The sequence below is a fragment of the Ramlibacter agri genome, from assembly GCF_012927085.1.
Lineage (GTDB): Bacteria > Pseudomonadota > Gammaproteobacteria > Burkholderiales > Burkholderiaceae_C > Ramlibacter > Ramlibacter agri.
In genome coordinates, this window is record NZ_JABBFX010000002.1 from 273,594 (window position 1) to 299,447 (window position 25,854).

A 25,854-nucleotide genomic window follows, 5' to 3' on the forward strand; every position below is an offset into this window, starting at 1 on the left:
CATGAAGAAGCTGTTCGCGCTCTCCCTCTTCGCCCTGGCCGCCGCGGCGCAGGCGCAGGACACCAAAGTGGCCGTAGGCATCTCGGGCTGGACCGGCTTCGCGCCGCTGACGCTGGCCAAGGAGGCCGGCATCTTCAAGAAGCACGGGCTGGACGTCGACATCAAGAAGATCCCGCAGAAGGACCGCCACCTGGCGCTCGCCTCGGGCGACATCCAGTGCGCCGCGACGACCGTGGAAACCTGGGTGGTGTGGACGGCCAACGGCGTGCCCGGCATCCAGATCTTCCAGCTGGACAAGAGCTATGGCGCCGACGGCATGGTGGTCAAGCCCGGCATCGCGAAGATCACCGACCTGAAGGGCAAGACGGTCGCCGCCAGCGCCCCGGGCACCTCGCCCTACTTCGCGCTGGCCTGGATGCTGAAGAAGAACGGCCTGTCGACCAAGGACGTGAAGGTGGTGAACCTCGAGCCGCAGCCGGCCGCCAACGCGATCATCGCCGGCGCCGCGGGCGTCGACGCAGCGATGACCTACGAGCCGTACCTTTCCGCGGTGCGCGCCAAGCCGGAGGCCGGCAAGATCATCGCCACCACGCTGGACTACCCGATGGTGATGGACACCTTCGGCTGCACGCCCAGGTTCCTGGCCGACAACCCGAAGGCGGCCAAGGCCCTGGCCGACAGCTACTTCGAGGCCGTCGACATGATCCAGAAGGAGCCGAAGAAGAGCTTCGACATCATGGGCGCCGACGTCAAGCAAAGCGGCGCCGACTTCGAGGCCAGCCAGAAGTACCTGCGCTGGCAGGACAAGGCGGCCAACCAGAAGTTCTTCACCGGCGAGCACGCCGCCTTCAGCAAGGAGGCCGCGGACCTGCTGCTGGAGGCCGGCATCATCAAGCAGGTGCCCGATCTCGCCAAGCTGACGGACACGCGCTTCATCCAGTGAGGCCGCTGCAACCCGTACGGCCCGGCGCGCGGCTCGCGCTGGGCTTCGCCTTCTTCGCCCTGTTCTTCGCGGTGTGGGCCGCGGCGACCTTGAGCGGCTGGGTGTCGAAGACCTTCCTGGCCGACCCGCTGACGATGGTGAAGTCCGGCTTCGACCTGCTGGTGCACCAAGGGTTCGGCAAGGACATCGGCATGACGGTCTGGCGCGTGGTCGGCGGCTTCGCCATCGCCGCGTTGTTCGCCGTGCCGCTGGGCGTCGCGATGGGCGCGTACAAGCCGGTGGAAGCCTTCTTCGAGCCTTTCGTCAGCTTCGCCCGCTACCTGCCTGCGTCCGCCTTCATCCCGCTCCTGATCCTGTGGGCCGGCATTGGCGAGGCGCAGAAACTGGCGGTGATCTTCATCGGCTCCTTCTTCCAGCTAGTGCTGATGATCGCGGTGAGCGTGGGCAACACGCGCCGCGACCTGGTGGAGGCGGCGTACACGCTGGGCGCGAGGGACCAGGGCATCGTCGCCCGCGTGCTGCTGCCTTCCAGCGCGCCGGAAGTCGCCGAGACCCTGCGCATGGTGCTGGGCTGGGCCTGGACCTACGTGATCGTGGCGGAGCTGATCGGCGCATCCAGCGGCATCGGCCACATGATCACCGACAGCCAGGCGCTGCTGGCGACGGACCAGATCATCTTCGGCATCATCGTGATCGGGCTGATCGGTCTGGTGACGGACTTCGCCTTCAAGGCCTTCAACCGGAAGCTGTTCCCATGGGCCCAGATCGCGCGATGAGCATCCTGCAGGTCAGCGGGGTCGCCAAGACCTTCGCCGGCAAGGGCGGCGGCACCGTGGCCCTGGAGGCGACCGACCTGCTGGTGCAGGAGAACGATTTCATTACCATCCTCGGGCCTTCGGGCTGCGGCAAGAGCACGCTGCTGCGCATGGTGGCGGGGCTGGACACGCCGACCAGCGGGATCATCTCGCTCGATGGCAAGCCGGTGGCCGGCCCGGGCGCGGACCGCGGCATGGTGTTCCAGAGCTACACGCTGTTCCCCTGGCTGACGGTGCTGCAGAACGTCTGCTTCGGCTTGCGGGAGAAGGGCCTGCCGCTGCCGCGGCAGGTCGAGATCGCGCGGCATTTCATCGCGCGCGTGGGGCTGCAGGATTTCGAGCAGCACTTTCCGCGGCAGCTTTCGGGCGGCATGCAGCAGCGCACGGCGCTGGCGCGCGCGCTCGCCAATGACCCACGTATCCTGCTCATGGACGAACCCTTCGGCGCGCTGGACCACCAGACGCGCGAGCTGATGCAGGAGTTGCTGCTCGGGATCTGGGAGGAGCAGCGCAAGACGGTGCTGTTCGTCACGCACGACATCGACGAGTCCATCTTCATGGCCAACCGGGTGGTGGTGATGAGCGCGCGGCCGGGGCGCATCAAGTGCGACCTGCCGGTGCCGCTGGCGCATCCGCGCCACTACGCGATGAAGACCACCGCGCCTTTCATGCAGCTGAAAGCGCGGCTCACCGAGGAGATCCGCGTCGAAGTACGGCGCGCGGCCGGACTGGCCACAGCCTGAACCTCGCTACACTCGCGGCGTGGCCATTGTCCGCAGCGCCGGCTTGCTGATGTACCGCCGCCGACCGGCCGGCGTGGAAGTTCTCATTGCGCATCCGGGCGGTCCCTTCTGGGCCGCCCGCGACGCCGGCGCCTGGACGCTCCCCAAAGGCGCGGTCTGCGAGGGCGAGGACTCGCTGGCCGCTGCGCAGCGCGAGTTCGAGGAGGAGACCGGCTTCCTCGCCGCCCCGCCCTTCCAGCTGCTGGGTGAACTGCGCCAGCGCAGCGGCAAGCGCATCACCGCCTGGGCCTGCGAGGGCGACGTCGACCCCAAGGGCCTGCACAGCAACCTGTTCGAGATGGAATGGCCGCCGCGCTCGGGCCGGCTGCAATCCTTCCCCGAGGTGGACCGGCTGGGATGGTTCGGCTTCGACGCTGCGCGGGCGAAGCTGCTGGCGGGCCAGGCGCCTTTCGTGGACGCGCTCGAAAGGCTGCTCGCCACGCAGGCGGGCTTGGCCCCCGCCTAGATCGTCGTCAGGCCGTCGCCAGTTGCCGGGACCGCGCAGGCGCGCGGCGGGCGGAGGCGGCAGGCAGTTCCTCGTCCTCTTCCTCCATGGCGACCTGGCCGCGCTCGGCGTGGTCCCAGGCGGCCCGGATGGCCTGCAGGGCTTCGTCCGGTTCCAGGCGGGAATCGCCCTTGATCCGGAACCAGTTGGCGCACAGGGATTTCTCGGCGTCGTCGAATGAGCCGCCGTACTGCGCGTAGCCGATGTAGCCCACGCAATAGGCCGGCGCATAGTCGTCGTACCCGCGGTCGCTGCGGTAGTAGGCCTCGCCCCAGAACACGCTCTGCCAATACGCGTCGTGCACGGCGGGGTCGATGCGACCATCGATCCGCACCTCGGGTTCGTCCGCCTGTTCTGCCCAATATCCCTGTTCGATGGCATTCATGGCCATGGCTCCGTTTTGTCTTTGCTGGATCCAATGATCACGAGGCCCATGGCGGCGGCACGTAGGACGGCCGCGTCGCGCTGCTGTCGGAAGTCGTACCCGGCCGGTGCAGGCGGCATCGCCGGGCATGGTGGCGCGTTGGCTGACTGGTCGAGCTCGAGGTGTCGCCGGGGTGGCTGGGCGTGGCGGGGGCGGCGGGGGATACTCGGCGCGAAGCTTCCCAAGGAGTCTGCATGGAAATCAGGGACAAGGTGGCCGTCATCACCGGCGGCGCGAGCGGCATCGGCGCGGGCCTGGCGGAGCGCTTCGCGCGCGAAGGCGCCCGCGGCGTGGTGGTGGCCGACATGAACTTCGAGCGGGCCGAAGGCGTGGCCCGCGGCATCGGCGCCCAGGCGCTGGCGGTGCGCTGCGACGTCAGCCGCGAAGCCGACATCCAGGAACTGGTGCGGCTGGCGCGCGAGCGCTTCGGCCGCATCGACATCTATTTCTCCAACGCCGGCATCCTCGGCCGGCTGGGCGGCGTCGAGCTGGAAGACGCGCTCTGGGAAAAGATGTGGCAAGTGCATGGCATGGCCCACGTGTGGGCGGCGCGCGCCGTCGTCCCCGAGATGGTGGAGCGCGGCGAAGGCTACTTCCTGGTGACGGCCTCGGCCGCCGGCCTGCTGAACATCGTGGAATCCGCGCCCTACGGCGTCACCAAGCACGCCGCGGTGGCCATCGCCGAATGGCTGCGCATCGCCTATGGCCGCAAGGGCGTGCGGGTGTCCTGCCTGTGCCCGCAAAGCGTGCAGACCGACATGACGCGCGACGGCACCGGCTCGGCCGGCATCAACGGCGTGCTGACGCCCGAGCAGGTGGGCGAGGTCGTGGTGCAGGCCATGCGCGAGGAAAAATTCCTGGCGCTGCCGCACCCCGAGGTGGCGAAGTATTTCCAGGCCAAGGGCCAGGACTACGACCGCTGGCTCGGCGGCATGCAGAAGCTCTACGCCCAGCACGCCGGCGGCCCGACCTGAAGATCCGCCGGGGACCGGCTCAGTGGAAGCTGATGGTCCCCAGGCCGACCAGGCCCGTGATGATCAGGTAGATGGCGATGATGTAGTTCAGCAGCCGGGGCATGATCAGGATCAGGATGCCGGCGATGATGGCGGTGATGGGGCCGATGTGCTGGATGTAGGGCATGATTTTTTCTCCCGCCGGCAGTATGGCGGGAACGCCAGCGCCGCGGGGCGCATCGTATGCCGGACAAAGCCGCAAAACGATGAGCCTGAATTCCGACCCTGCCCTGCGCGCTGACGACGAGGCGCTGCGCCAGCGCGCCGCCGCCGGCGATGCCCGCGCCTTCGAGGCGCTGATGCGCCGCCACAACCGCCTGCTGTTCCGGACCGCCCGCAGCGTGCTGCGCAACGACCCCGAAAGCGAGGAAGTCGTGCAGGAGGCCTACCTGAAGGCCTGGCGCGCCCTGCCCGGCTTCCGTGGCGATTCGCAACTGTCCACCTGGCTGGTGCGCATCGTGATGAACGAAGCGCTGGGCCGGCTGCGCCGCAGCCGCACGGCCGTCGTGCCGATCGGGCCCGCGGCGCTGGCCGAACCGGATGAGGTCACGGAAGAAGCCGCCGACCCGGCCGCGGCAGCGGCCCACGACCCGGAACAGGCCGCCCTGCGCGGCGAGTTGCGGCGCATCGTCGAAACGCACATCGACCAGCTGCCCGAGCAGTTCCGCACCGTGTTCATGCTGCGTGCGGTGGAGGAGATGAACGTGGAGGAAGTGGCCGCGGCGCTGCAGGTGCCGGCCGCCACCGTGCGCACGCGCTTCTTCCGGGCCCGGGCGCTACTGCGCACGGCGCTGGAGCGCGAACTCGACTTCGCGATCGACGACGCCTTCTCCTTCGCCGGCGCCCGCTGCGACCGCATCGTGGCGACGGTGCTGCGGCGGATCGCACAGGAAACCCCGTAGGCTGGGTTCGCGCAGCGACCCCAGCTCTCACACCCGCGGCACTTTCCCCTTCACTTCTGCCGCCGCCAGGAAGTCGAAGTCCACGCCCTTGTCCGCCTGCGTCACCGTTGCGAGGAACAGCTTGCGGTAGCCGCGCTCGGCCTGCGGCACCTGCACCGGCTGCTCCTGCGCGCGCCGTGCCAGTTCGGCCGCGTCCACCAGCAGGCTGATCTCGCGGTTGCGCAAGGACAGGCGGATGCGGTCGCCATTGCGCACCAGCGCCAGCGGCCCGCCAATGGCGGACTCGGGCGTCACGTGCAGCACGATGGTGCCGAAGGCCGTGCCGCTCATGCGGCCATCGGAAATGCGCACCATGTCCTTCACGCCCTGCCGCGCCAGCTTGCGCGGCAGCGGGATGTAGCCGGCCTCGGGCATGCCGGGCGCGCCCTTGGGGCCGATGTTCTTCAGCACGAGCACGTCGTCCGGGTGCACGTCGAGGTCCTCGCTGTCGATGCGATTGGCCAGGTCTTCCAGGCCTTCGAAGACGACGGCGCGGCCCTCGTGCTCCACCAGCCGCGGGTCGGCCGCCGACTGCTTGATGATGGCGCCGCCGGGGGCCAGGTTGCCCTCCAGCACGGCCAGGCCGCCCTGCGGGTAGATCGGGTTGGCGAAGGGCCGCACCACGTCCTGCTGGAACGCCGGACGGGCGCGCTCCAGCTCCTCGCCCAGCGTGCGGCCGGTCACCGTCAGCGCATCCAGGTGCAGCAGCGGCTTCAGTTCGCGCAGCAGCGTGGCCATGCCGCCGGCTGCGTGGAAGTGCTCCATGTAGTGCGCGCCCGAAGGTTTCAGGTCCACCAGCACCGGCGTCTCGCGGCCCATGCGGTCCAGCGCCTTCAGGTCCACTTCGTAGCCCAGGCGGCCGGCGATGGCCGTGAGGTGCACGATGGCGTTGGTCGAGCCGCCGATCGCCAGCAGCACGCGCATTGCGTTTTCGAGCGCCTTGTCCGTGAGCACCTGGTCGACGGTGCGCCGCTCCCTCGCGATCTGCACGGCCACCTGCCCGGTGTGCTCCGCGACGCGCATGCGGTCGGCAGTGACAGCCGGCGGCGTCGCGCCGCCCGGCACCGTCATGCCCAGCGCCTCGGCGATGCAGGCCATGGTGCTGGCCGTGCCCATCACCGAGCAGGTGCCGACGCTGGGCACCAGCTGGTCGTTGACGTCGGCGATCTCGCGCTCGTCGATTTCGTCCGCGCGGAACCTGGCCCAGTAGCGCCGGCAGTCGGTGCAGGCGCCGACCACTTCGCCGCGGTGCGAGCCGGTGAGCATGGAACCGGTGATCAGCTGGATGGCGGGCAGGCCGGCGGAAGCCGCGCCCATCAGCTGCGCCGGCACCGTCTTGTCGCAGCCGCCAATGAGCACCACGGCGTCCATCGGTTGCGCCCGCAGCATCTCCTCGGTGTCCATCGCCATCAGGTTGCGCAGGTACATGCTGGTCGGCGCCGCGAAGCTCTCGCCGATGGAGATGGTGGGGAACTTCACCGGCAGCCCGCCGGCCAGCATGATCCCGCGCTGCACCGCTTCCAGCAGCTGCGGCATGTTGCCGTGGCAGGGGTTGTAGCCGCTGCCGGTATCGGTGATGCCGATGACGGGCCGGTCCAGCGTGGCGTCCGTGTAGCCCGCGCCCTTGATGAAGGCCTTGCGCAGGAACAGGGAGAAGCCGGCGTCGCCGTAGTTGGTGAGGCCCTTGCGCATGCCGCCGGGGCCGCGGGAATCGGAGGAGGACATGCGCGGATTGTGACCGCGACCGCGCGCGCGTAGGCCCGGACCTACCCGGCCTTGCGCCTGCGGCAAGCCCAGCCGGGGCCAGGCCCGGGTATCGTTGGCGCTGCCCATGCGAACCCTCTCCGTCGTCGTCAACGCCAAGGCCGGCACCGGCTGCCCGCCGGAATGGCTCGAACAACTGCGCGCTCGCTTTGCCAGCCACGGCATCGCGGCGCAGGTCGAACAGGTGCATGGTGGCGACGAAATCGAAGCGGCAGTGCGGCGTGCGCTGCAAGCCGGCGCCGAAGCCGTGGTCGCCGGCGGCGGCGACGGCACCGTCAGCGCGGTCGCCGCGCAGCTGGTCGACCAGTCGGTGCCGCTGGGCGTGCTGCCCCTGGGCACCTTGAACCACTTCGCCAAGGACCTGGGCATGCCGCTGGAGCGCGACGAAGCAGTGGACGCGATCGCGCGCGGCGCGGTGGAGAGCGTCGACGTCGGCGAGGTCAACGGCCGCGTCTTCATCAACAACTCGAGCCTCGGGCTCTATCCCGACATCGTGCGCGAGCGCGAGCACCGCCAGAAGCGCCTGGGCCACGGCAAGTGGCGCGCGCTGCTGGAGGCCAGCATCTCCGCGCTGCGGCGCTATCCGGCGCTGCGCGTGCAGGTGGACCTGGACGACGAACGCCACGCCGTGCGTACGCCTTTCCTCTTCATCGGCAACAACGAGTACCAGATGGAAGGCTTCGAGATCGGCGAACGCCGCAGCCTGGCCGAAGGCACGCTGGCTCTCTACACCGCGCAGCGCACCGGCCGCTTCGGCCTGCTGTGGCTGGCGCTGCTGGCGCTGTCGCGGCGGCTGCAGCAGGCACGCGACTTCCACGCCGCGCGCGCCCGCGACTTCGTCGTGCACTCGGGCCACCGCCAGCTGCGCGTGGCGACCGACGGCGAGGTGACGCTGATGCCAACGCCGCTGCGCTACCGCGTCCGCCCGGGCGCGCTGCGCGTGATCCGGCCGGCGCCGGCGGCTTCCGCGTAGCCGCGCAGCCACATCAACGATTCCACACTCGTAACCGTTCGCTCCTGGCCGCCCGCCTTCCGTCGCCTGGACGGAACGGGCGTTGTAACAAGCGTTGTTGCTTCAGGTAACTGCTAGTTACGATTCTCCGCGCAAGAACAAACGATCAAGGAGCAGGGAATGAAGACCAGGAATGCCACCCGTATCGCCACCGCCATGGCCGCCGTACTCGTCGCCGGTGCCACGTGGGCCGCGACCGCCGCCCCGGCCAAGGACGAAGCGGTGACCGCCAAGGAAGCCGAAACCATGGTGAAGAAGGGCGTCGCCTTCATCAAGGCGAACGGCAAGGACAAGGGCTACGCCGCCATCAACGACCGCGACAACAAGGACTTCCACGACCGCGACCTGTACCTCGCCGTGCACAAGCTGGATGGCACCTGCGTTGCCCACGGCACCAACGAGAAGATGGTCGGCAAGAACTTCATCGAGATGAAGGACATCGACGGCAAGGAATACATCAAGGAACGCGTGACGCTGGCCCAGAGCAAGCCCAGCTTCTACACGGACTACAAGTTCCCCAACCCGGTGACCAAGAAGATCGAGGCCAAGACGGCCTACTGCGAGCGCGTGGACGACACCATCGTCTGCGGCGGCGTCTACAAGAAGTAAGAGCAAAAGCAAGCCTAACGTGCCGGCAAGGTCCGGCCAGGAGGAGAGTCGTATGGGAAAACTTTCGTTGCTGACGATCGCCCTGCTCTTCGCGGGCGCCGCGCAGGCCGGCACGTATTCCATCAAGCAGGAATCGGACTGCCCGCTGGTGAGCGCCGGCGAACTCCAGAGCGCCATAGCGCGCGTGGGCAAGGCCAACGGCCTGGACCTGCCGAACGACATGGCGCTGCGCGCCGAGCTGCGCTGCACGTCCGAGGGCAAGGGCACGCGCGCGCGCTTCGTCTACACCTTCCGTGCCGCCATCGAGAAGCAGCTGGCCGACGGCGAGATGCAGCGCTGGGCCACGGTGGCGCAGCTCACCGGTTACGGCACGACCGGCAGCGCCAAGCCGCTGCTGCGCGACGTGTCGTTCACGGTGCGCGACCTGATCCGCCAGGAGCCCTGAGGCGGACTTCCGGGTGATTTGCTAGTCTCGCGCGATGCAGCCCCGCATCACGCTCATCACCCTCGCCGTCGACGACCTGGAGCGCGCGGTCGCGTTCTACCGCGACGGCCTCGGCCTTGGCACGCAAGGCATCGTCGGCCAGGAGTTCGAGAACGGCGCCGTCTGCTTCTTCGAGCTGCAGGGCGGGCTGAAGCTCGCCTTGTGGCCGCGCAAGAGCCTGGCCGCCGACACCGGCCTGCCGGTGAAAGCGCCCAGCGCGCTCGAATTCACGCTGGCCCACAACGTGGCCTCGCAAGCGGAAGTGGACGCGGTGATGGCGCAAGCCGCCGCTGCGGGCGCGACGCTGGTGAAGGCCGCGCAGCCCACCTTCTACGGCGGCTATGCGGGCTATTTCCAGGATCTCGATGGCCACCTCTGGGAGGTGGCTTTCAACCCGGGCTTCGCCGACCTCGGCTAGCAGCCCGGCCGGCCCGTCCAAGGAGCGTCGTTTGGCATCGGATCATCCTTCCCTCGACGGCGCGCACGACACCGCGGTGCTGGTCCTGTACGGCGACAAGAAGGACCGGATCACCTACGCGAACGCCGCTTACGGGGAGGCCGTCGGCTTCGAGCCGGCCTCGCTGCACGGGCGGCAATCCAGCAGCATGCTGCACGCGGACACGCCATCCGAGGCGGTGGCGGACATGACGGCCACCCTGACCGCGCGGCAACCCTGGAGCGGCATCATCCGCTTGCGGCATCACGACGGACCCGGGCGCTGGGTGCGGCTGAACCTCATGCCGCTCTGGGCCGGCGCCCGCTACGCCGGCAGCCTGATGGTGCACACGCCCATCACGGCCGCAGAACAGCGCCGCGTCGAACCGCTGTACCGGCGCATGCGCGAGAGCACGCGCCACGGGCTGGCCATGCACCAGGGCGAGGTGCTGGCCGCGTCGCCGTGGCGCCGCCTGGGCGCGCTGTGGCGCGCCTGGGGCCTGAACGCACATCTCTGGGCCGCGATGCTGGCGATCGACGTCGCCGGCGTGGCCACTGCGCTCGCGGTACTGCCGGATCGCACCGGCGCAGCCAGCCTGGCGATCGCCGGTGCCCTGGCAGCAGCGACCACGGTGGCGGGCCTGTTCCTGTCACGATCCATCGTCCGGCCCTTGCGGGAGGCCGTGCACTTTGCCAACCAGGTCGCCGCCTGCGATCTTTCGCGGGAGTTCCCGGCCAAGCGCGGCGACGAGATCGGCCGCATGGTCCGCTCGCTCACCCAGCTGTCCATGAACATGCGCGCCATGGTCGGCGACGTGCGCGCCGCTTCCGCCCATATCCAGCGGGACACTGCGGACATCTCCGCGGGATCGCGGACCTTGTCGGACCACACGGAATCGCAGGCCAGCAGCCTGCAGGAAACCGCGGCCTCGATGGAGGAGATGACGACCAGCGTGCGCGAAAGCACCGATGCGCTCCAGGAGGCGGCACAGGTCGCCGCCAGCGCCGCCGGCGCGGCGCAGGACGGCGGCAAGGCGGTGGGCGACATGGTCGCCACGATGGCCGGCATCACGGCGTCCAGCCGCCGGATCGCGGAGATCAACGCCGTGATCGACGGCATCGCCTTCCAGACGAACATCCTCGCCTTGAATGCGGCGGTGGAGGCTGCCCGCGCCGGCGAGCACGGCCGCGGATTTGCCGTGGTGGCGGCGGAAGTGCGCAGCCTGGCGCAGCGCAGCGCGGAGGCCGCCCGGGAGGTGCGCGCGCTGACGCAGCAAAGCGCGCGCGAGGTCGAGGCCGGCGCGGCCCTCGCCGCGGCCGCCGGCGAGAGCATGGCGGACATCGTGAAGCGCATCTCCCGCGTCACCGAGCTCGTGGGCCGCATCTCCGGCGCTTCGGGCGAGCAGTCCGCGGGCATCGCGCAGATCAACCAGGCCGTCACCGGCCTCGACCGGATGACGCAGCACAACGCCGCGCTGGTCGAACAGGCCGCCCAGGGCGCCACCGGGCTCGCCACGCAGGCGGACAACCTGGTCGCGGCGGTGTCGCTGTTCAAGCTGTCGCAGGCCGACAAGCAGCAGCCTCACGACCGCGAGCGGGCGCCGGCTGCAGCCTAGTCCAGCAATCGGTGCTTGAGCGCGTAGTAGGTCAGGTCGCTGTTGGACCGCGCCTGCAGCTTCAGCATCAGGCGCGCGCGGTAGGTGCTGACCGTCTTGGCGCTCAGCGACAGCTCGGTCGCCACCTCGCCCGCCGTCTTGCCCTGCGCCAGCTTCAGGAACACCTGCAGTTCGCGCGCCGACAGCTGTTCGTGCAGCCCGCTTTGCGGCGGCGTGATCACCTGCGTGGCCAGCAGTTCGGCCACGACCGGCGTGATGTAGCGGCTGCCCTGGGCGATCTTGCGGATGGCCATGGCGATCTCGGCCGGCTCGCAGGCCTTGTTCAGGTAGCCGCTGGCGCCGTTGCGAATGAGGGGCACCGCGTACTGGTGCTCGGGATAGCCGGAGAGCACCAGCACGCCGACGTGTTCGGCCTTGGCCTTGATCATGCCCAGTGCATCGATGCCGCTCTGCCCGGGCATGTCCAGGTCCAGCAGCAGCACGTCCATCGGATGGGTGCGCACCAGGTCGATGGCCTCGCGGCCGCAGGTGGCCTCGGCCACGACCCGGATGTCTTCCTGCTCGTCGAGGTAGGCGCGCAGCGCCGTGCGGGTGATGGGGTGGTCGTCGGCGATCCCGACCCGCACCGGATACAGCTTGCCCGGAGCCGGCTGGGCTGCGTCAAGACCGTCGCGACGCGGAAATCGGTTGAGCTGCACCGCTCTGCTCCCGGAGGCCTGGTGGCCTGCCCACTGCAAGTTAGGAGATGCCGCGTACCGGTACCGTAGTTCGTGTCCTACAGTGCCGTAGGACCACATCGTCAGTTCGCGTCGACTCCGCCATATCCGCAATTCCATCTCCCAACCATGACTCCGGACACCCTGCTTGCCCTGGATGCCACCCGCCTGGCGCGCTGCATCGCAACCCGCCAGCTTTCCTGTCGCGAGCTGATGCAGGCCACCCTGGACCGCATCGGCCGCCTCAACCCCGTCCACAACGCCATCGTCTCGCTGCGCGACGGGGACGCCCTGCTGGCCGAAGCCGACGAGCGCGATGCCCAGCTCGCCCGCGGCGAGCGGATGGGTTGGCTGCACGGCTTTCCGCTCGCGGTGAAGGACCTGAGCGACGTGCGTGGCCTGCCCACCACGCTGGGTTCACCCGCTGTCGGACTGCGCCACCCGGCCGAGGATGCGGTGTTCGTGCAACGCATGCGCGGGGCGGGTGCCATCCTCATCGGCAAGACCAATACGCCTGAGTTTGGACTGGGGTCCCACACCTTCAATCCCGTGTTCGGTGCCACCCGCAATGCCTGGAACCCTGAGAAGACGGCGGGCGGCAGCAGCGGAGGCGCGGCCGTCGCGCTGGCGCTGGGCCTGCTGCCAGTAGCGGACGGGAGCGACATGGGTGGCTCGCTGCGCAACCCGGCGGCCTTCAACAACGTGATCGGTTTCCGGCCTTCGCGCGGCCGGGTGCCTGCCGCGCCCGCCGACGATGTCTTCTTCCAGCAACTGGGTACCGAAGGCCCAATGGCGCGCACGGTGGAAGACGTGGCGCGCTTGCTAAGCACGATGGCGGGCTGGGACGCGCGCGCGCCGCTGTCGCTGGCAGAGACCTTGCCCGATGCCGATGCCGCGGACCCGATCGCCTGCGCCCGCGGCAAGCGCATCGGCTGGCTGGGCAGCCTCTGGCCGGACCTGCCGCTGGAACCCGGCATCCGCGAACTGTGCGAGCAGGGGCTGCAGGTGCTGGAAGGCCTGGGCTGCGAAGTCGAGCCCTGCACGCTCGAGGTTGCGCGCGAGCAGAACTGGAGCGCCTGGCTGCGCTTGCGGCAGATGCTGGTGGGCGGCAAGCTGGGCCCGCTGTATGCACAGGAGCGGCTGCGCGAACTGCTCAAGCCCGAAGCGCGCTGGGAAGTGGAGCAGAGCTTCGCGCTCACCGCGGCGCAGCTGTACCAGGCCACCGTGGCGCGTTCCTCCGTGTACCAGGCCTTCCGGCGCCTGTTCGAGCGCTACGACGTCGTGGTGGCGCCGACCGCGCAGGTCTTCCCCTTCGACGTCGACCTGCGCTGGCCGGAGAGCATCAACGGGGTGGCGATGGACACCTACCACCGCTGGATGGAGATCGTCACGCCCTTCACGCTGGCCGGCCTGCCCGTGTGCAACGTGCCGGTGGGCTTCGGCCCCGGCGGCCTGCCCATGGGCATGCAGTTCGCAGGGCCCGCACGCGCGGACTTGCCGGTGCTGGCGCTGGCCCGTGCCTACGAGCAGGCTGCGGGCTGGACGCAACGGCGCCCGCCCGCCTGAGGTCTGCCCGCATTGTGGGCGGGCGGCGCTTGTGGCAACTTCGTCGCGCCTTTCACGACAAGACCCGCCTGATCGCGAAGAAGCTGGGCGACAACATCGGCGCGACCGTCCTCGTCGACAACCGCGCGGGCGCCGGCGGCAACATCGCGCACCAGCTCGTGGCCAACGGGCCGGCCGATGGCAGCCTGATCCTGCTCGGCTCCATCGGGCCGCTGACGATCGCGCCGCACATGATGAAGGTGGGCTACGACCCGTTCAAGGACCTGGCGCCGCTGTCCGGCGGCGTGTACTTCCCCAACATGCTGGTGGTGAACAAGGAGTCGGGCATCCAGAACCTGGCCGACTTCATCGCGGCGGCGAAGAAGTCGCCAGGCAGCGTGACCTTCGCCTCCACCGGTTCGGGCTCGGCTTCGCATCTCGCCGGCGAACTGTTCGCGCAGCGCATCGGCGCCGAGATGACGCACGTGCCCTACAAGGGCGGCGCACCGGCGATGCAGGACCTGCTGGCCAACCGCTTCACCGGCTACCTCGCGGCGCCGCCGACGGCGCTGCCGCACGTGGAAAGCGGCAAGCTGATCCCGCTGGCCACCACCGGCCTCACGCGTCCGGCCTACCTGCCCAACATCCCCACCGTGGCCGAAGCAGGCTTGCCCGGCTTCGAAGCATTGAACTGGTATGCCTTCGTCGCCTCGGAGAAGATGCCGGCGCCGCTGCTGGATCGCTGGAACCAGGAGATCGTGAAGGTGCTGAAGGATCCGGAGATCCGCGACGCGCTGTCCAGGCACGGGCTCACGCCGCACCCGACCACGCGGGCCGAGCTGACGGAGTTCATGCAGAAGGAGTCGGCGAAGTGGGGCGCGATCGTGCGCGAGCGGAAGATCAGCGCGGAATGATGCGTTTGGCCTCGACGTCGGTGACGTCGGCCTCGGGGCTGCGGCGCGCCGGCTGGGCGCTGCCGCGGTAGGCGCGGCGGAAGCCGTCCGCCGCGCGGAAGCGCATGACGAAGGGCGCGGCGGGCCGGCCGGTGAGGCACAGCCAGGCCGTGCGGAGGGCCCACACAGCCAGCACCAGGACGAAAGCCACGGCAAAGCTCGCAGCCAGGACGAGACCGACCGCGAACAGCACCACGCGCAGGAGGATGCCGAAAAGGGTTTGCATGGAAGCTATTGTGGGGCCGGAAGCTTAAGGAAAAATGAGAAAAAGCCGGAGGGTCAGTCCGGCTTTTGCTGCGGGGTGGCGGGTGCGCAGCAGAGCTGCGCACCCTAACGGCGAGCTCAGGCGGCCTCGGCCTGGCGCGGCTCCGCGCCTTCGCCGAAGTGGAACACGCCCGGCTCGCGCACCGGGTCCACCTCCACCCGGATCGTGCTCTTGGGCGGGAAGCGGCCTTCCAGGATGAGCCTGGACAGCGGGTTCTCGATGCGCTGCTGGATCGCCCGCTTGAGCGGCCGGGCGCCGAACACCGGGTCGAAACCGACCTTCGCCAGTTCCTCCAGCGCGGCCGGCGACACCTGCAGGTACAGGTCCATCTTGGCCAGGCGCTGCTCCAGCACGCGCAGCTGGATCTTCGCGATCTGCGCGATGTTCTTCGCGTCGAGGCCGTGGAACACCACCGTCTCGTCGATGCGGTTCAGGAACTCGGGGCGGAAATGGCTCTTCAGCTCGTCCCACACCACTTCCTTCACGTCCTCGTAGGGCTTGCCCACCATCGCCTGGATCAGGTGCGAGCCGATGTTGGACGTCATGATGATCACCGTGTTCTTGAAGTCCACGGTCCGGCCCTGGCCGTCGGTCAGCCGGCCATCATCGAGCACCTGCAGCAGCACGTTGAAGACGTCGTGGTGCGCCTTCTCGACCTCGTCGAGCAGGATCACGCTGTAAGGCTTGCGGCGCACGGCTTCCGTGAGGTAACCGCCCTCCTCGTAGCCCACGTAGCCCGGCGGCGCGCCGATCAGCCGCGCCACCGAGTGCTTCTCCATGAACTCGCTCATGTCGATGCGGATCAGGTGCTCCTCGCTGTCGAACAGGAACATCGCCAGCGCCTTGCTCAGCTCGGTCTTGCCGACACCGGTGGGGCCGAGGAACAGGAAGCTGCCAGTCGGCCGGTTCGGGTCCGCGAGGCCCGAGCGCGAGCGGCGGATGGCGTTGGCCACCGCGCTGATCGCCTCGTCCTGTCCGACCACGCGCTCGTGCAGGCGGGCTTCCATCAGCAGCAGCTTTTCGCGTTCGCCCTGCATCAGCTTGGACACCGGGATGCCGGTGGCACGCGCCACCACTTCCGCGATTTCCTCGGCGCCGACCTGCGTGCGCAGCAGCTGCGGCTTGCCGCTCTTGCCCTTGGCGGTCTCGGCGTCCTGCGCTTCCTTCAGCTGCTTTTCCAGGGTGGGCAGCTTGCCGTATTGCAGCTCGGCGACCTTGTTGAAGTCGCCCTTGCGGGTGAACTCTTCGATGTCGCGGCGGAGCTTGTCGATCTCTTCCTTCACGTGCGCGCTGCCTTGGGCCTGCGCCTTCTCGGCCTTCCAGATCTCCTCGAGGTCCGCGCTCTCCTTCTGCAGGCGCGCGATTTCCTCCTCGATGAGGCCCAGGCGCTTCTGCGAGGCTTCGTCCTTCTCCTTCTTCACCGCCTCGCGCTCGATCTGCAGCTGGATCATGCGGCGGTCCAGGCGGTCGATGGCTTCGGGCTTGGAGTCGATCTCGATCTTGATCTTGGACGCGGCCTCGTCGATCAGGTCGATGGCCTTGTCCGGCAGGAAGCGGTCGGTGATGTAGCGGTGCGAGAGTTCGGCCGCGGCGACGATCGCCGGGTCGGTGATCTCGACGCCGTGGTGCACCTCGTACTTCTCCTGCAGGCCGCGCAGGATGGCGATGGTCGCCTCCACGCTCGGTTCGCCCACCAGGATCTTCTGGAAGCGGCGCTCCAGCGCGGCGTCCTTCTCGATGTATTTGCGGTATTCGTCCAGCGTCGTCGCGCCCACGCAATGCAGCTCGCCGCGCGCCAGCGCCGGCTTCAGCATGTTGCCGGCATCCATGGCGCCTTCGGCCTTGCCGGCGCCCACCATGGTGTGCAGTTCGTCGATGAAGACGATGGTCTGGCCTTCGTCCTTGGCCAGTTCGTTCAGCACGCTTTTCAGGCGCTCCTCGAACTCGCCGCGATACTTGGCGCCGGCCAGCAGCGCCGCCATGTCCAGCGACAGCACGCGCTTGTTCTTCAGCGTCTCCGGCACTTCGCCGGCCACGATGCGCTGCGCCAGGCCTTCGACGATGGCGGTCTTGCCGACGCCGGGCTCGCCGATCAGCACCGGGTTGTTCTTGGTGCGCCGTTGCAGCACCTGGATGGCGCGGCGGATTTCCTCGTCGCGGCCGATCACCGGGTCCAGCTTGCCCATGCGGGCGCGCTCGGTGAGGTCGAGGGTGTACTTCTTCAGCGCTTCGCGCTGGCCTTCGGCATCGGCGGAATTCACGTTCTGGCCTCCACGCACGGCTTCGACGGCCGCTTCCAGGGACTTGCGGGTGAGCCCGTTCTCGCGGGCGATGCGGCCGATGTCCTGCTTGGTGTCGGCCACGGCCAGCAGGAACAGCTCGCTGGCGATGTACTGGTCGTTGCGCTTGAGCGCTTCCTTCTCGGCCTGCTGCAGCAGCGCGGCCAGGTCGCGGCCGACGCCGATCTGCTCCTGGCTCTGGACCTGCGTCAGCCTGTGCATGGCGCCCTCGGCGGCAGCCAGCAGGCCGGGCACGTTGACGCCGGCGCGCTGCAACAGCGCCCGCGGGCCGTCTTCCTGCCGGAGCATGGCCACCAGCAGGTGGGCCGGCTCGATGTAGGCGTGGTCGTTGGCCAGCGCCAGGCTCTGGGCGTCGGCCAGGGCTTCCTGGAACTTGGTTGTGAGTTTGTCTAGTCGCATTGAATGCCTCGCTCCCGTTCAGATAGGACATTCCGGTACTTTTTCAAGCCTGGAATCTAGACCCGAAGGCCGCTGCCGGGGTGACTAGAATCAATTCCATGCAAATCCACCAGATGTCGGTCACCTACCTGCCCGAGCAGGACCGCATCCTGATGCGCATCAACACCGTCGAGGGTGAAGAGATGCGCATGTGGCTCACCCGCCGGCTGATGGTGGGACTGTGGCCGCTCCTGACCAAGCTGCTGACCGAACACCTGCTGAAACTGGAGTCGGCCGGCGCGTCGCTGAGCGGGGCCAACCCTGAGCTCAAGAAGATGCTGGCCGATTTCCGGAAGGAAGAATTCCTGCAGCATGCCGACTTCGACACGCCCTACAAGGAAGGCCAGCCGCGGCTGCCGCTGGGCGAAGACCCGCTGCTGGTGACGGACGTCGACGCCACGCCGCTCGCCAGCGGGCCGCTGCGCCTGAACTTCAACGAGCGGCCCGCGCACGGCGATACCAAGCCGCGCAGTTTCCAGATGGAAATGCAGCCCAAGCTGATGCAGGGGCTGATGCACCTGCTGGACCAGGCCTTGCTGCAGTCGCAGTGGCGCGAAAGCTTCGTGCCGGCGACGCCGCCGGAGCCGTCGGAAAGCGGGGACGCCGACCCGTCGCGGCCGCGCTACCTGAACTGACGCGGCGGCGACATCCGGGCGCCAGCATCCCCTCAAGGTCCACCGGCCGGGCAAGGCACAATGAGCCATTCCCTGTTCCGCAAGGACCCCGTGCCCGCGCCGACCAAGCTTCCCGCCACCCTCTCGCGCCTCTACGCGCGTCCCGGCTTCCTGCTGCGGCGAGCCCACCAGATCTCGGCCGCGGTGTTCGAGGACGCCTGCAAGGAGCTGGCCCTGACCCCGGCCCAGTTCGGCGTGCTGACGGTGCTGCAGGCCCATCCCGGCCTCGGGCAGTCCAGCCTGGCGCGAGCGCTCGGCTTCGACAAAGTGACGGTGCTGCGGATCCTGCGCGGGCTGCAGGCGCGCGGCCTGGTCGCTCGCCTGCCGGCCGAGGACAACCGGCGCAACATCTCGGTGAACCTCACCCCCGCGGGACATGACGTGCTGCAGCAGGCGCAGAAACCCGCCGAGAAAGCCTACAAGCGCCTGATGGCCCCCCTGGGCAAGGACCAGCAGGAACAGCTGCTGGAACTCCTGCAGCTGCTCACCGGTGAACTGGAGGACGAGGCCCGCGCGGCCTTCGTGCCGCCGCCGGCCGCGTCACCGTCCCGTCAGTTCGGCTGAAGCACGGCTGGGCTATGCTGTGCGCCCATGCGCACGACCACCTCCACCTTCCGACCGTTCCGCCGCGTTCTGCTGGCGGGCCTCTTCACCGCTGTTGCCGGCCTGGCCCAGGCCCAGGTCAGCCAGCCCGTGCGGCTGCTGGTGGGCTTCCCGCCCGGTGGCGGCAGCGATGCGATCGCCCGCGTGCTGGCCGACAAGCTGAAGGACCAGCTGGGCCAGACGGTGGTGGTGGACAACCGCGCCGGCGCCGGCGGCCAGATCGCCGCCCAGGCGCTGAAGGCCGCGGCTCCCGATGGTCACACCTTCTTCCTGAGCCACGACCACACGATCTCGATCCTGCCGCTGGTGATGAAGAACGCCGGCTTCGACCCGGCGACGGACTTCGTGCCGGTGGCCGGTATCGCCACCTTCGCCAACGCCCTCGCCATCTCCGCCGGCACGCCGGCCAAGAGCCTGCCTGAATACGCGGCCTACGTGCAGGCGCACGGCGGCAAGGACACGATCGGCATTCCGGCGCCGGCCTCGATCCCCGAATTCCTGGTGGGCATGATCGGCAGCAAGTACAAGATCGACGTGCAGCCCGCGCCCTACCGCGGCAGCGCGCCGATGATGCAGGACATGCTGGGCAACCAGATCAAGGCCGGCATCGCGTCGATCCCGGACTTCATCGAGAACCACAAGGCCGGCAAGCTGCGCGTGGTGGCCGTCATCGGCGACAAGCGCCAGGCCGTGCTGCCGGACGTGCCCACGTTCGCCGAGCTGGGCATCACGGGCCTCGAAGACCTGCCCTACTACGGCCTGTTCGCGCCGGCCGGCACGCCGCAGGCGACGCTGGACCGCTTCAACCAGGCCCTGGCCAAGGTGATCGCGATGCCCGACGTGCACCAGCGCCTGACCGAGATGGGCCTGACGGTGGCATTCCAGCCGCAGCCGGTGTTCGCGCAGCGCGTGAAGACCTACACCCAGAGCTGGGACAAGATCATCAAGGCGAGCGGGTTCCAGGCCAAATAATCAGCCGTTGCTGCTGGCGATGCCCCAGCGCGCGAGCGCCGCATCGTCAGCCACCCGCGCATCCACCCAGCGCTCCCCTTCCGGCGTCGTTTCCTTCTTCCAGAACGGCGCCTGGGTCTTCAGGTAGTCCATCAGGAATTCGCAGGCCTGGAAGCTCTGGCCGCGGTGGGACGAGGTGACCGCCACCAGCACGATCTGGTCCTGCACCTGCAGCGGGCCGACGCGGTGGATCACGCGCACGCCGCGGAGGTCGAAGCGCTTGAACGCCTCGTCCACCATCGCCTCGATGGCCTTCTCGGTCATGCCGGGGTAGTGCTCCAGTTCCATCGCGGACACCGGGAGGCCGTCGTTGCGGTCCCGCACCGTGCCGACGAAGCTGCAGACCGCGCCCACGCCTTTGTCGGCGCGGCGCAACGCTTCGACTTCGGCCGAAAGGTCGAAGTCCTGCGTCTGGATGGAGACCGGGGATGGCATGCGCGCATTTTCTCCTACAGTCGTGCGTTGAGGACCCGAACATGAACAAGAAACACATGATGCTGGCGGCGCTGCCGCTGGCCCTGGCAGCGGCCGTGCAAGCCCAGACTCCCGCCCCGATCGACATGGTGAGCGTGCCCGGCGGCTGCTATGCCATGGGCTCGGAAACCGGCGAGAAGCACGAGCGCCCGGTGCACCAGGTCTGCCTGAAGGACTTCCAGATCGGCAGGACCGAGGTGACGCAGGGCCAGTGGAAGGCCGTGATGGGGAGCAATCCGTCCAGGTTTCCGATCAGCGACGAGTACCCGGTCGACAACGTGTCCTGGTTCGAGGCGCAGGAGTTCGTGCAGCGCCTGAACTCCACGGGCGGACCGAAGTACCGCCTGCCGACCGAGGCCGAATGGGAATACGCCTGCCGCAGCGGCGGCAAGGACGAGGTCTATTCCGGCACCAGCGACGCCGGCGCCCTGGCCGAGGTTGCCTGGTTCAACAAGGACGTGGCCGGCAACATGACCCACCCGGTGGGCACCAAGAAGCCCAACGGCCTGGGCATCCACGACATGAGCGGCAACGTGTGGGAGTGGACGGCGGACCTGTTCGTCTCGCCTTACGGCGCCCAGATCGCGGAAAGCAAGTACGTCACCCGCGGCGGCAGCTGGAACGGCAAGGTGAACTACGTGCGCTGTGCCATCCGCAACCGCTACGTGGCCGACCACCGCGACTTCCGCATCGGCCTGCGGCTCGCGCGCGACGTCCAGTAAGGCCTACCCCCCGGTGACCGGCGGGAAGAAAGCCACCTCGGCGCCCTCGCGCAGGGGCGCCGGCTCCTCGCTCATGTCCTGGTCCAGCGCCATGCGCACGGCCTTGCCGCGCGCCAGCGCGCTGGCGTAGGGCTCGCCGCGCGCGATCAGCTCGTCGCGCAGCGCACCCAGCGTCTCGGCGCGGGTCTGCAGCATCTCGCTGCCCTGCCCTACGGCCTCGCGGATCGAAGCGAAGTACTTGATGCGCACGTTCACAGGAGCACCCTCCGGCTGCGCCTGCGGGTGTTCGCCCTTGGGGCGGCCCGGCGGGCTCATGCGAGCAGGTCCGCCAGCGGCAGGAAGCGCACCAACTCGCCGCGCGCGATGGCCTGGCTGCCCGGGTAGTCGATCAGGCCGTCGGCCCATACGGTGGACGTCAGCACCCCGGAGCTCTGGTTGGGGAACAGCTCCAGGCCGCCCTGCGCGTTGCGGCGCGCGCGCAGGAACTCGCGGCGCTTGTCCGGCCGCGGCCAGTCGAAATGGGCGGGCAGCGGGATCGTCGTCGGTTCCAGCTGCGTCGCTCCCTGCAATTTCAGCAGGAAAGGCCGCACCAGCAGCACGAAGGTGACGAAGCTGGAAACGGGGTTGCCCGGCAGGCCGATGAAGTGCGCATCGCCAATGCGCCCGTACGCAAAGGGCTTGCCCGGCTTCATCGCGATCTGCCACAGGTCCAGCGTGCCCAGCTGCTGCACCGCCGGCTTGATGTGGTCCTCCTCGCCGACGGAGACACCGCCGCTGGTGAGGATCAGGTCGTTGTCCTGCGCCGCGTCCTGCAGCGCCTGCAAGGTGGCGGCGCGCTGGTCCGGCACGATGCCGAGGTCGCGCACCTCGCAGCCCAGGCGCAGCAGCAGGCTGCGCAGGAAGAAGCGGTTGGAGTTGTAGATGGCGCCCGGCTTCATGGCCTCAGGGGCCACCGCGCCCGGCATCACCAGTTCGTCGCCGGTGGAAAACAGCGCCACGCGCGGACGCCGGGCGACGCGGATGCGGTCGCGGCCGATGCTGGCGGCCAGGCCCTGGGCCGCCGGCCCGATGCGCAGGCCGCGCGCCAGCACCGTGCTGCCGCGGGTGATGTCCTCGCCGCTGCGGCGGATCCACTCGCCGGCCGCGGGCACGCGCGCGATCCGCACGCGGCCGTCCTCGAGCGCCTCGGTGTCTTCCTGCATCACGATGGCGTCGGCGCCCGCGGGCACCGGCGCGCCGGTGAAGATGCGGGCCACGCTGCCCGCCTGCAGCGGCTGCGCCGCGGCGCCGGCCGGAATGCGCTGGCTGACCGGCAGGACCACGCCTTCGCTGATCTCGGCAGCCCGCACGGCATAGCCGTCCATGGAGCTGTTGTCCTGCGGTGGCACCTGCAGCGCCGAAACCAGGTCTTCGGCCAGCACGCGGCCGTCGGCATCGAAGGGCGACACGGCTTCGGTGTCCGCCAGCGGCTGCGCCTGCGCCAGCAGGGCCGCCAGGGCTTCGTCCAGGCTGCGCAGCGGGCGCCTGGCGGGCTGGGGAGCGTTCACGCGTATTTCTCCGGGTCGTAGTCGAACCGGTCCTCATTCTCGACCAGCCATTGCGCAAGCGCATCGGGGTCGTTGAGATCCAGCACCGGCCGGCTGGTCGGCTCCGGCAGGCGGTCCGGCGTGTCGGTGGCGACGGCCACGATGAAGTCGTCGTCGGGGTAGCGCGCCGGTTTGCCGGCGTCGCCGCGCCAGACCTCCACCTTCAGCAGGTTGCTCTGCTTGAAGCCTTCCACCAGCACCCAGTCGACGCCGGGCCAGAGCTCGGCGATCAGGTGATGGACGGAAAGCTCGGCGGCCTGCTCGAACTCGCGCATCAGCGCCAGGCGCTTGTCGGAAGCGACCACGACCTCGAAGGCGCCGGCCTCGCGGTGCCGGAAGGTGTCCTTGCCGGGGTGGTCGATGTCGAACTTGTGGTGGGCGTGCTTGACCACCGAAACCCGCAGTCCGCGCAGCTTCAGCAGCGGGATCAGCTTTTCGACCAGGGTGGTCTTGCCGGAACCGCTGAAGCCGGCGAAACCGACGGCTTTCATGCGCAGTGCGTCGCGATGAACTGCTTGACCCGCGCGACGTCGGCGGGCAGCACGGTGACGCGCTTGGGCAGCTGCTCGATGCCGGCGAACTTCGCCGGCCGGTCCGGCTCGCGGCCCAGCGCCTCGACGATGGTGGCGGCGAACTTGATCGGCAGCGCCGTCTCCAGCACGATCATGGTCTCGCCCGCGCGGCGGTGTTCGCGCGCCACCTTCAGGCCGTCGGCCGTGTGGGTGTCGATCATCGTGCCGAAGCGCTGGAAGGTGTCCTTGATCGTGGCCAGGCGGTCGGCATGCGTGCTGCGGCCGGAGGCGAAGCCGAACTGGCTGCGCGCGCGCTCGATGTCGGCCGACAGGTCGAAGCGGCCCTTGGTGCCCAGCTCCTCGCCGAACAATTGGCGGACCCGGGCGCCATCGCGGCCCAGCAGGTCGAACACGAAGCGCTCGAAGTTGCTCGCCTTGGAGATGTCCATCGAGGGACTGGAGGTCTCGTAGGTGTCGGCGCTGCCCCGCACGCGGTAGATGCCGGTGCGGAAGAACTCGTCCAGCACGTCGTTCTCGTTGGTCGCCGCCACCAGTTGCGTGACCGGCAGGCCCATCATGCGGGCCACGTGGCCGGCGCAGATGTTGCCGAAGTTGCCGGACGGCACCGCGAAGGACACCTTCTCGTCGTTGGCCCTCGTCGCCTGGAAATAGCCGGCGAAGTAGTAGACCACCTGGGCCACCAGGCGCGCCCAGTTGATCGAGTTGACCGTGCCGATGCGGTACTTGCGCTTGAACTCGAGGTCGTTGGACACGGCCTTGACGATGTCCTGGCAATCGTCGAACACGCCCTCGACGGCGAGGTTGTGGATGTTGGCGTCCTGCAGGCTGAACATCTGCGCCTGCTGGAAGGGGCTCATGCGGCCGTTCGGCGACGTCATGAACACGCGCACGCCCTGCTTGCCGCGCATCGCGTATTCGGCGGCGCTGCCGGTGTCGCCCGAGGTCGCGCCCAGGATGTTCAGTTCTTCGCCGCGGCGGCCCAGTTCGTACTCGAACAGGTTGCCGAGCAGCTGCATGGCCATGTCCTTGAAGGCCAGCGTCGGGCCGTTGGACAGGGCTTCGAGGTAGACGCCTTCTTCCAGCTTCTTCAGCGGGACGATCGCCTTGGTGCCGAACACTTCCTCGGTGTAGGTCTTGCGGCAGATCGCGAGCAGGTCGCTGTCCGGGATGTCGTCGATGTACAGCGAGAGGATCTCGAAGGCGAGATCGGCGTACGGCAGCCCGCGCCATTTCGCCAGCATCGCCGCATCGACTTGCGGATAGCTTTCGGGCAGGTAGAGGCCGCCGTCCGGCGCCAGGCCTTCCAGCAGGATCTGGCAGAAGTGCTTGCGGTCCGGGTGGCCGCGGGTGGACAGGTACAGCATCAGGCCAGTTCTTCCTTGCGGATGCGCGTGATCGGCGCCAGCACGGTCGGCAGCGCCTGCATCTGGGCGATCACCGCGTTCATGGCGCCTTCGCGCACTTCGTGCGTCAGCAGGATCAGGTCGGTGTGGGTGGAGCCGGCGCCGCCGACGTCCGAGGCCGCGCGCTGCAGCATGGCGTCGATGCTGATGCCGGCGTTGGCCAGCAGGCTGGCCACCTTGGCCAGCACGCCGGCCTGGTCGGCGACGCGCAGGCGCAGGTAGTAGCTGGTGAGGACCTCTTCCATCGGCAGGATGGGCTGGTCGCTCATCTGGTCCGGCTGGAAGGCCAGGTGCGGCACGCGGTGCGCCGCGTCCACGGTATGCAGGCGCGTCACGTCCACCAGGTCGGCGATGACGGCACTGGCGGTGGGCTCGCTACCGGCGCCCTTGCCGTAGTACAGCGTGGTGCCGACGGCATCGCCCTGCACCACCACGGCGTTCATCGCGCCTTCGACGTTGGCGATCAGGCGCTTGGCCGGCACCAGCGTCGGGTGCACGCGCAGCTCGATGCCCTGCGGGCGGCGGCGCGTGATGCCCAGCAGCTTGATGCGGTAGCCCAGCTGCTCGGCGTATTCGATGTCCTGCGCCTCGAGCTTGGTGATGCCCTCGACATAGGCCTTGTTGAACTGCACCGGGACGCCGAAGGCGATGGCGCTCATGATCGTGGCCTTGTGCGCCGCGTCCACGCCCTCGATGTCGAAGGTCGGGTCCGTTTCGGCGTAGCCCAGGCGCTGGGCTTCCTTCAGCACCACGCCGAAGTCCAGGCCCTTGTCGCGCATTTCGGATAGGATGAAGTTGGTGGTGCCGTTGATGATGCCGGCGATCCACTCGATGCTGTTGGCCGTGAGGCCTTCGCGCAGCGCCTTGATGATGGGGATGCCGCCGGCGACCGCCGCTTCGAAGGCCACCATCACGCCCTTGGCGTGGGCGGCGGCGAAGATCTCGGTGCCGTGCACGGCCAGCAGCGCCTTGTTGGCGGTGACCACGTGCTTGCCGGCCGCGATGGCTTCCATCACCAGCTGGCGGGCGATGCCGTAGCCGCCGATCAGTTCGACGACGATGTCGATGTCCGGGTTGGCGATGATCTCGCGGGCGTCCTTCACCACCTTGGCGGTGCTGCCGGCCACGGCCTGGGCGCGGGCGGTGTCGAGGTCCGCCACCATGGAAATCTCGATGGCGCGGCCGGCCCGCCGCGTGATCTCGGCCTGGTTGCGCTTGAGGACGTTGTACACGCCGCTACCGACGGTGCCGATGCCCAGCAGGCCGACTTGAATCGCTTTCACTTTCT

General features: G+C 68.8%; 29 protein-coding genes. 17 read left to right on the top strand and 12 right to left on the bottom strand.

All coding sequences use genetic code 11. The features are described 5' to 3' along the window. Window position 1 precedes the first annotated feature (1 nt). The 4 genes from HHL11_RS19775 to HHL11_RS19790 are packed head-to-tail and all read left to right on the top strand — an operon-like array spanning window position 2 to window position 3,006. Window positions 2-943: an ABC transporter substrate-binding protein gene (locus HHL11_RS19775; protein WP_169420293.1), complete on the top strand. Its 942-nt coding sequence runs from the start codon at window positions 2-4 to the stop codon at window positions 941-943. Then, window positions 940-1,719, top strand: coding sequence for an ABC transporter permease subunit (locus HHL11_RS19780; RefSeq protein ID WP_169420294.1), 780 nt, complete (start codon window positions 940-942; stop codon window positions 1,717-1,719). The genes HHL11_RS19775 and HHL11_RS19780 overlap by 4 nt, the downstream gene beginning before the upstream one ends. After that, a complete protein-coding gene (locus tag HHL11_RS19785; protein ID WP_169420295.1) occupies window positions 1,716-2,501 on the top strand; it encodes an ABC transporter ATP-binding protein in 786 nt (261 codons plus the stop codon). The genes HHL11_RS19780 and HHL11_RS19785 overlap by 4 nt, the downstream gene beginning before the upstream one ends. Before the next feature lie 19 nt (window positions 2,502-2,520). Continuing rightward, a complete protein-coding gene (locus HHL11_RS19790) occupies window positions 2,521-3,006 on the top strand; it encodes an NUDIX hydrolase (RefSeq protein ID WP_342593248.1) in 486 nt (161 codons plus the stop codon). A 7-nt stretch (window positions 3,007-3,013) separates the two neighbouring features. Here the strand turns inward: HHL11_RS19790 and HHL11_RS19795 are convergent, their stop codons facing one another. After that, entirely contained in the window at window positions 3,014-3,430 is a 417-nt protein-coding gene (locus HHL11_RS19795) for a hypothetical protein (RefSeq protein ID WP_169420296.1), read from the bottom strand. A gap of 233 nt (window positions 3,431-3,663) precedes the next feature. Here HHL11_RS19795 and HHL11_RS19800 point away from each other — a divergent pair, with 233 nt between their 5' ends. Then, window positions 3,664-4,443 carry an SDR family oxidoreductase gene (locus tag HHL11_RS19800; protein WP_169420297.1) on the top strand — a complete coding sequence of 260 codons (780 nt, stop codon included), beginning with the start codon at window positions 3,664-3,666 and terminating at the stop codon, window positions 4,441-4,443. 19 nt (window positions 4,444-4,462) lie between these two features. Here HHL11_RS19800 and HHL11_RS19805 read toward each other — a convergent pair whose 3' ends face one another. Further along, the gene (locus tag HHL11_RS19805; RefSeq protein WP_205964495.1) at window positions 4,463-4,609 is read right to left on the bottom strand and encodes a DUF3096 domain-containing protein; all 147 of its coding nucleotides are present in this window, start codon (window positions 4,607-4,609) and stop codon (window positions 4,463-4,465) included. Window positions 4,610-4,688: 79 nt separating this feature from the next. Here HHL11_RS19805 and HHL11_RS19810 point away from each other — a divergent pair, with 79 nt between their 5' ends. Beyond that, a complete protein-coding gene (locus HHL11_RS19810; protein WP_169420298.1) occupies window positions 4,689-5,384 on the top strand; it encodes an RNA polymerase sigma factor in 696 nt (231 codons plus the stop codon). A 27-nt stretch (window positions 5,385-5,411) separates the two neighbouring features. Here HHL11_RS19810 and HHL11_RS19815 read toward each other — a convergent pair whose 3' ends face one another. Further along, a complete protein-coding gene (locus tag HHL11_RS19815) occupies window positions 5,412-7,148 on the bottom strand; it encodes an IlvD/Edd family dehydratase (protein ID WP_205964497.1) in 1,737 nt (578 codons plus the stop codon). A gap of 106 nt (window positions 7,149-7,254) precedes the next feature. Here HHL11_RS19815 and HHL11_RS19820 point away from each other — a divergent pair, with 106 nt between their 5' ends. The 5 genes from HHL11_RS19820 to HHL11_RS19840 all read left to right on the top strand — a co-directional run bounded on the left by HHL11_RS19820 (window position 7,255) and on the right by HHL11_RS19840 (window position 11,343). Next, window positions 7,255-8,160 (top strand): diacylglycerol/lipid kinase family protein, encoded by a 906-nt coding sequence (locus HHL11_RS19820; RefSeq protein WP_169420300.1) that lies wholly within the window; start codon window positions 7,255-7,257, stop codon window positions 8,158-8,160. A 159-nt stretch (window positions 8,161-8,319) separates the two neighbouring features. After that, a complete protein-coding gene (locus tag HHL11_RS19825; protein ID WP_169420301.1) occupies window positions 8,320-8,808 on the top strand; it encodes a cache domain-containing protein in 489 nt (162 codons plus the stop codon). Between the two features lie 52 nt (window positions 8,809-8,860). Beyond that, window positions 8,861-9,253, top strand: coding sequence for a hypothetical protein (locus HHL11_RS19830; RefSeq protein WP_169420302.1), 393 nt, complete (start codon window positions 8,861-8,863; stop codon window positions 9,251-9,253). Window positions 9,254-9,287: 34 nt separating this feature from the next. Then, on the top strand, window positions 9,288-9,710 hold the full coding sequence (locus tag HHL11_RS19835) for a VOC family protein (RefSeq protein ID WP_169420303.1): 423 nt from the start codon (window positions 9,288-9,290) through the stop codon (window positions 9,708-9,710). 31 nt (window positions 9,711-9,741) lie between these two features. Next, window positions 9,742-11,343: a methyl-accepting chemotaxis protein gene (locus HHL11_RS19840; RefSeq protein ID WP_169420304.1), complete on the top strand. Its 1,602-nt coding sequence runs from the start codon at window positions 9,742-9,744 to the stop codon at window positions 11,341-11,343. On the opposite strand, the gene HHL11_RS19845 is transcribed toward HHL11_RS19840, so the two are convergent. Beyond that, a complete protein-coding gene (locus HHL11_RS19845) occupies window positions 11,340-11,969 on the bottom strand; it encodes a response regulator (protein WP_342593249.1) in 630 nt (209 codons plus the stop codon). The two genes, HHL11_RS19840 and HHL11_RS19845, sit on opposite strands and share 4 nt — an antisense overlap. Before the next feature lie 219 nt (window positions 11,970-12,188). On the opposite strand from HHL11_RS19845, the gene HHL11_RS19850 reads away from it, so the two are divergent. Next, the gene (locus HHL11_RS19850) at window positions 12,189-13,625 is read left to right on the top strand and encodes an amidase (RefSeq protein ID WP_169420306.1); all 1,437 of its coding nucleotides are present in this window, start codon (window positions 12,189-12,191) and stop codon (window positions 13,623-13,625) included. 29 nt (window positions 13,626-13,654) lie between these two features. Further along, window positions 13,655-14,518 (top strand): Bug family tripartite tricarboxylate transporter substrate binding protein, encoded by an 864-nt coding sequence (locus HHL11_RS19855; protein WP_240980346.1) that lies wholly within the window; start codon window positions 13,655-13,657, stop codon window positions 14,516-14,518. Here HHL11_RS19855 and HHL11_RS19860 read toward each other — a convergent pair. Both HHL11_RS19860 and clpB read right to left on the bottom strand, forming a co-directional pair. Further along, window positions 14,505-14,783 carry a hypothetical protein gene (locus HHL11_RS19860; protein WP_169420307.1) on the bottom strand — a complete coding sequence of 93 codons (279 nt, stop codon included), beginning with the start codon at window positions 14,781-14,783 and terminating at the stop codon, window positions 14,505-14,507. The genes HHL11_RS19855 and HHL11_RS19860 overlap by 14 nt on opposite strands. 116 nt (window positions 14,784-14,899) lie before the next feature. Next, complete coding sequence (gene clpB, locus HHL11_RS19865) at window positions 14,900-17,521, bottom strand: ATP-dependent chaperone ClpB (RefSeq protein WP_169420308.1); 2,622 nt, start codon at window positions 17,519-17,521, stop codon at window positions 14,900-14,902. A gap of 98 nt (window positions 17,522-17,619) precedes the next feature. Here clpB and HHL11_RS19870 point away from each other — a divergent pair, with 98 nt between their 5' ends. From HHL11_RS19870 to HHL11_RS19880, 3 genes are read left to right on the top strand one after another with little or no spacing between them, the layout of a single operon-like run. Beyond that, window positions 17,620-18,195, top strand: coding sequence for a hypothetical protein (locus tag HHL11_RS19870; protein WP_169420309.1), 576 nt, complete (start codon window positions 17,620-17,622; stop codon window positions 18,193-18,195). Between the two features lie 60 nt (window positions 18,196-18,255). After that, window positions 18,256-18,798 (top strand): MarR family winged helix-turn-helix transcriptional regulator, encoded by a 543-nt coding sequence (locus tag HHL11_RS19875; RefSeq protein WP_169420310.1) that lies wholly within the window; start codon window positions 18,256-18,258, stop codon window positions 18,796-18,798. Between the two features lie 27 nt (window positions 18,799-18,825). Next, window positions 18,826-19,809, top strand: coding sequence for a Bug family tripartite tricarboxylate transporter substrate binding protein (locus HHL11_RS19880; protein ID WP_169420311.1), 984 nt, complete (start codon window positions 18,826-18,828; stop codon window positions 19,807-19,809). On the opposite strand, the gene moaE is transcribed toward HHL11_RS19880, so the two are convergent. Then, window positions 19,810-20,283, bottom strand: a complete 474-nt coding sequence (gene moaE / locus HHL11_RS19885; protein ID WP_169420312.1) for a molybdopterin synthase catalytic subunit MoaE — start codon at window positions 20,281-20,283, stop codon at window positions 19,810-19,812. Window positions 20,284-20,324: 41 nt separating this feature from the next. On the opposite strand from moaE, the gene HHL11_RS19890 reads away from it, so the two are divergent. Beyond that, a complete protein-coding gene (locus HHL11_RS19890) occupies window positions 20,325-21,044 on the top strand; it encodes a formylglycine-generating enzyme family protein (RefSeq protein ID WP_169420313.1) in 720 nt (239 codons plus the stop codon). A 3-nt stretch (window positions 21,045-21,047) separates the two neighbouring features. On the opposite strand, the gene moaD is transcribed toward HHL11_RS19890, so the two are convergent. The 5 genes from moaD to HHL11_RS19915 are packed head-to-tail and all read right to left on the bottom strand — an operon-like array spanning window position 21,048 to window position 25,849. After that, entirely contained in the window at window positions 21,048-21,359 is a 312-nt protein-coding gene (gene moaD / locus HHL11_RS19895; RefSeq protein WP_205964499.1) for a molybdopterin converting factor subunit 1, read from the bottom strand. Further along, the gene (locus HHL11_RS19900; RefSeq protein ID WP_169420314.1) at window positions 21,356-22,591 is read right to left on the bottom strand and encodes a molybdopterin-binding protein; all 1,236 of its coding nucleotides are present in this window, start codon (window positions 22,589-22,591) and stop codon (window positions 21,356-21,358) included. The genes moaD and HHL11_RS19900 overlap by 4 nt, the downstream gene beginning before the upstream one ends. Further along, entirely contained in the window at window positions 22,588-23,121 is a 534-nt protein-coding gene (mobB, locus tag HHL11_RS19905) for a molybdopterin-guanine dinucleotide biosynthesis protein B (protein WP_169420315.1), read from the bottom strand. Before mobB ends, HHL11_RS19900 begins: the two co-directional genes overlap by 4 nt. Continuing rightward, a complete protein-coding gene (gene thrC, locus HHL11_RS19910; RefSeq protein WP_169420316.1) occupies window positions 23,118-24,527 on the bottom strand; it encodes a threonine synthase in 1,410 nt (469 codons plus the stop codon). The genes mobB and thrC overlap by 4 nt, the downstream gene beginning before the upstream one ends. Further along, window positions 24,527-25,849 (bottom strand): homoserine dehydrogenase, encoded by a 1,323-nt coding sequence (locus HHL11_RS19915; RefSeq protein WP_169420317.1) that lies wholly within the window; start codon window positions 25,847-25,849, stop codon window positions 24,527-24,529. Before HHL11_RS19915 ends, thrC begins: the two co-directional genes overlap by 1 nt. Between the last annotated feature and the right edge of the window lie 5 nt (window positions 25,850-25,854).